We start from the raw sequence: 4,593 nt of genomic DNA, 5'->3' as shown, positions 1-4,593 counted from the left end.
GCGATGGAGAGTGGATCAGCGAGCCGCGTCATGCGGCTTCGAATCCAAGGCGGAGGAGGGAAGCGATGCGGAGCGTCGTTGACCGACGACAACGCCGGAGGCGGAGTCGCATGACGCCGGGAGCCCGCTCTCCATCGCGGGTGAGGTCGTTACCGGAGGCCGGACGGTGTGGCAGGGCGTCCGGCCTCCGGTGACCGGCTCAGAGGTAGCCGGCGGCGGCGTTCCGGTGGGCCGTGAGGTCGCTGTGACGGACCTGGCGCAGGCCTACCGGATCGTTGTGCCCGCTGGTCCAGAAGGTGCTGAGGGGGAGGACGCCGGGACCCGCGAGGTACGAGCGCAGTACGTACCAGGGCTGCAACGGCACCCGGCACAGCCCGTACAGCCAGCGCCGCACCAGCCGGCGGAGCCCCGGGCGCCCGGCGTCGGGCAGTCTGATCACCCGTATCCCCATGATCAGCTTGCCCGCGCCGCCCCCGACGACGGCCGTCAGGACCACCTGATTGAGGAACGAGAACGCGAACACCGGGCCGATCAGCAGACCGACGGCCTCGGGAACGGCGGCCGTGTCCACGTACGGCCGGGCCAGTAACCCGGCGGTGACCAGGCAGAGGTAGCAGTCGAGCGCGACGGCGAGATAGCGGCGCATGTCCCCCGCACGCGGCGGGATGCGGGGCGCGGCGCGCTGCCCGGGAACGGGTGGGAGAGCGGGGTGGGCGTACGGTCCCGCAGGTCCGGGGCGCCCGTACCCCGAGGGCGGCGGCCCGCCCGGTGAAGCCGGCCGGGCACCGCTCCGGGTACGTCTGTGGCCCCGCGACGTCGTCATGACGGCATCATGTCTGATTACCTGTCACGGCGTGGCCAGGTCCGCGTACCCGGAACCACTCACCGAGGCCCGAGTACCCGGCTCCGCCCCGTACGCCGTACCGACCTCCGCGCATCGGCCTCTGCGCATAGGCCTTGCCGTCACTGTGTGACCGATGCGCAAGGACCTCGCGCACGGTCCCTGTCAGCACGACCCGAACGGCCACAACCGGTAGTGCGAATCCAGCCGGTACTCGCCGCCCCGCGTCACCGTGAGCCGCGTCCACTCGCCGTCCTGCCGTAGGCATCCGCCCCCGTCGGCCCGCAGCCAGGGCGAGTGCGCGATCCGTACCGTCACCGAGCCGGCAGCGGGCATCCGTACCACCACGGAGGCGTCGTCCCCGCGTACGACGGCGCCCGGGGCCGAGACCAGCGGGACGGCGTCGCGCACCCGGTAGATCCGCCAGTCCGCGTCGTGCCACACCGGCTCCAGCCAGTCCGTGCCGCGCCGGACGATCTCCGCCTCCGCCTCGGCCGGCCCGTCCGGCCTGCCGTTGTGCAGCACCACGAGGCCCACACCCCACCGGTCCAGCCAGGCGCGGTACGCGGCCGGGGCCGGCGCCGTCCTCCCGTAGAACAGCCGCCCGCGCTCCACGTCGAGTTGACGGTTCCAGCCGCGCGCCATGTTCACGTGCGGGGCGAGCACGGCCGCCTCCCGGTGATTGCGGGCCGGTACGACCTCCACCCGGGTCCGTTCGGCACCGAGTCTGCGCAGTTCGGCGACCACGCCGTCGGTGTGGGCCGCCCAGGCGGGCACGGTGGTGGAGACCCGCAGATCGTCATCGGTCTTGTCGACCAGCCAGCCGGTGTTGTACGCGAGCATCCCGACGAGCAGGACGGCCCGCACCCGCAGCAGCCACCCGCCCCGCGCCCACCGCGCCAGGACGGTCAGCGCCGCCGCGAGGAGCACGGGCGGGCCGGCCAGTCCCACCAGCCGCTCCACGTTCGTCCCGATGGGCGAGGGGATCAGGAAGGTCAGGACGACACCGGCCCCGTACACCAGGCTCGCGAACCGGACGACCCGCCAGCCGCCCTCGCGCGGCGCCCCGAGCCACAAGGCCGCGCAGGCGGCCAACGGCATCCACAACTTCCCTATGGCCATCGGCTGTTCGCCCGTGAAGGGGAACAGCAGGGTCGTCGCCGCGACCACCACGAACGGCGGCACGAGGAGCACCGCTGCCCGCCGCCACTGCCGGTCGAGCCCGTACGCCCCACCCGCCACCACGAGGAACAGTCCCGCCACCGGACTCGCCGCCGTCGCCAGCGCCGTGCAGCCCGTGGTGACGCCCGGCCGGTGCCGCACGTACAACAGCGCGACCAGTCCGATCGCCACGCCGAGCGCGAACGTCGTGCGCCCGGACGCGACATTGCACCAGAGCGCCAACGACCCCAGCACCGACACCGCGACCGGCCACCGCACCCCGGCCCGCACACAGAGCCGCCCCAGCGCCCACGATGCGCCGAGCCCGGCGGCGACGGTGACGGCCCGCACCCCGAACACCGCCATGAGCGGCGGTGCCAGCAGGCTGTAGTTGGCGGTGTGCATCCCGCCGTACCAGGAGAGGTTGTACGCGGACCCGGGATGCCGGGACGCGAACCCGGCCCAGGCGGACTGGGCCGCCAGATCACCGCCGCCGGTGGCCAGCACCAGCGCCCACAGGACGTACAACGGCACGACGACCAGCACCGCGACGCCCGGAACCCACCACCGCGCCGCGTCCGCATCGGTGCCCGTGGCCGCGGGGCGCCGACCGGCGCCGGACCGCTCGCTTCCCGGCTCGCGCGCCGCCGTTCTCTCGGTGGTCCCCATCCCGCAAACCCTAACGGGGACCGTCCGTACCCGTACGAGGGTGGAGCTGACTGCACCACGGATCCGGGGGCCCGGTCCCTCGTGGCGGCGGATACCGGCGGTGAGGATGGACACAGCGCAGGACAAGCCGCAAGACATACCGCAAGACACCGCCCCGGCCCTGGAGGTTTCCGTGAAAGCCCTGCTCTGGATCGTGCTGTGCGCGGCGATCGCCGCGAACGTCTCCCTGAACTTCCTCATGGAGGACAACGGTCTGCACATCGCTCTGAGCGTCGTCTCCGGAGTGGTCGTCCTCGCATCCGGCGCGGGGCTGTGGATGCTGCGCCGTACGGACGCGCAACCATGAAATGGTCCATTTCGCGGACACGTAGACGATCTTCCGGAGCCGCTGGGACAATCGAAATGCCACACCGGTTCGGTACGTCGCTTTCGTGAGCCGCAGCGCGCGCAAGTCCGGGCGACGCCCTCAATGGCGAGGGGGACCGCTGGTGCCCCGGGACGGGGGCACCTTCGCGCGCGAAGGGCACTCACGGAAGGTCTTGATCAGATGCGTGTCATTGAGCCGCTGTACGCGGAGATTCTCCGCCGCAACCAGGGGGAGAACGAATTCCACCAGGCGGTACGGGAGGTCCTGGAGACCCTCGGGCCGGTCCTCGAACAGCGGCCGGAATTCGTTGACGCCCGGATCATCGAGCGGGTCTGCGAGCCGGAGCGCCAGCTCATCTTCCGCGTGCCGTGGTCGGACGACTCCGGCGACATCCACGTGAACCGCGGCTTCCGGGTCGAGTTCAACAGCTCGCTCGGACCGTACAAGGGCGGGCTGCGCTTCCACCCCTCGGTCAACCTCGGCATCGTGAAGTTCCTCGGCTTCGAGCAGATCTTCAAGAACGCCCTCACCGGCATGCCCATCGGCGGCGGCAAGGGCGGCGCGGACTTCGACCCGAAGGGCCGCTCCGACGCCGAGATCATGCGGTTCTGCCAGTCGTTCATGACCGAACTCCACCGCCACCTCGGTGAGTACACCGACGTCCCCGCCGGTGACATCGGCGTCGGCGGCCGCGAGATCGGCTACCTGTTCGGCCAGTACAAGCGGATCACCAACCGTTACGAGTCCGGCGTCCTCACCGGAAAGGGCCTGGGCTGGGGCGGCGCCCTGGTGCGCACCGAGGCGACCGGGTACGGCTGTGTGCTCTTCACCGCCGAGATGCTCCGCAGCCGGGGCGAGTCCCTCGACGGGCAGCGCATCGCCGTATCGGGCTCGGGCAATGTCGCGATCTACGCGATCGAGAAGGCCCAGCAGCTTGGCGCGACCGTGGTGACCTGCTCCGACTCCAACGGCTACGTCGTCGACGAGAAGGGCATCGACCTCGCCCTCCTGAAGGAGATCAAGGAGGCCGGCCGCGGCCGGGTCTCCGACTACGCGGAGCGCCGCGGCGAGCACGCCACGTATGTCCCCGGCACCGGCGTCTGGAACGTCCCCGTCGACGTGGCCCTGCCCTGCGCCACCCAGAACGAACTGCACGAGGCCGACGCCCTGGCCCTCGTACGCAACGGCGTGAAGGCGGTCGCCGAGGGCGCCAACATGCCCACGACTCCGGAGGCCGTACGCGTCCTCCAGGAGGCGGGCGTCGCCTTCGCCCCCGGCAAGGCGGCCAACGCGGGCGGCGTGGCCACCAGCGCCCTGGAGATGCAGCAGAACGCCTCCCGCGACTCCTGGACGTTCGCCCACACCGAGGAGCGCCTCGCGGAGATCATGCGTCACATCCACGACTCCTGCTACACCACCGCGGAACGCTACGGCAGCCCCGGCAACTACGTCGTCGGCGCCAACATCGCCGGCTTCGAACTGGTCGCGGACGCGATGCTCGCGCAGGGCCTCATCTGACCTGCCCAACAGTTCGGTGACGACATCGGCCCGGTCG

Annotated in this window: 4 protein-coding genes; 2 read left to right on the top strand and 2 right to left on the bottom strand. The window is 71.3% G+C overall.

The window, feature by feature from the left end:
- Nucleotides 1-199: 199 nt before the first annotated feature.
- The gene (locus ACFU8Q_RS39370; RefSeq protein WP_384464395.1) at nt 200-646 is read right to left on the bottom strand and encodes an RDD family protein; all 447 of its coding nucleotides are present in this window, start codon (nt 644-646) and stop codon (nt 200-202) included.
- Nucleotides 647-1,006: 360 nt separating this feature from the next.
- Nucleotides 1,007-2,671: a hypothetical protein gene (locus ACFU8Q_RS39365; RefSeq protein ID WP_384464392.1), complete on the bottom strand. Its 1,665-nt coding sequence runs from the start codon at nt 2,669-2,671 to the stop codon at nt 1,007-1,009.
- A gap of 106 nt (nt 2,672-2,777) precedes the next feature.
- Here ACFU8Q_RS39365 and ACFU8Q_RS39360 point away from each other — a divergent pair, with 106 nt between their 5' ends.
- Complete coding sequence (locus ACFU8Q_RS39360) at nt 2,778-3,017, top strand: hypothetical protein (RefSeq protein WP_384464389.1); 240 nt, start codon at nt 2,778-2,780, stop codon at nt 3,015-3,017.
- Between the two features lie 201 nt (nt 3,018-3,218).
- Nucleotides 3,219-4,556, top strand: coding sequence for an NADP-specific glutamate dehydrogenase (gene gdhA, locus ACFU8Q_RS39355; RefSeq protein ID WP_384464386.1), 1,338 nt, complete (start codon nt 3,219-3,221; stop codon nt 4,554-4,556).
- The last annotated feature ends 37 nt before the right edge of the window (nt 4,557-4,593 follow it).

Origin of the sequence: Streptomyces sp. NPDC057543 (assembly GCF_042801895.1) — a bacterium.
Taxonomy (GTDB): domain Bacteria; phylum Actinomycetota; class Actinomycetes; order Streptomycetales; family Streptomycetaceae; genus Streptomyces.
This window is presented reverse-complemented; position numbering and strand designations above follow the sequence as displayed.